Genomic DNA, 236 nt, shown 5'->3' on the forward strand with positions numbered 1-236 from the left:
TGGCGGATGCCGTCGCCCAGGGCGTGACGGTCCGGACGGGCGGTGAGCTGCCCGAGGGTCCGGGCTGGTTCTATCCGGCGACCGTGCTGACCGAGGTGACGCCCGAGATGCGCATCTTCCGCGAGGAGTGCTTCGGCCCCGTGGCCTGCGTGTACAAGGTGGCTTCGATCGATGAGGCCATCGCTGCGGCGAACGACTCCGACTTCGGGCTGGCGGCCGGTGTCTGGTCGGCAGAC

General features: G+C 69.9%; 1 protein-coding gene. It reads left to right on the forward strand.

Going from position 1 to position 236, the window contains the following annotated elements; translation table 11 throughout:
• Positions 1-236 (forward strand): aldehyde dehydrogenase family protein (locus SB658_RS27480; RefSeq protein ID WP_410603727.1); only part of this gene is annotated, 236 nt, incomplete at both ends.

Source organism: Bacillus sp. SIMBA_008 (genome assembly GCF_046535495.1).
GTDB classification, from domain to species: domain Bacteria; phylum Bacillota; class Bacilli; order Bacillales; family Bacillaceae; genus Bacillus; species Bacillus subtilis.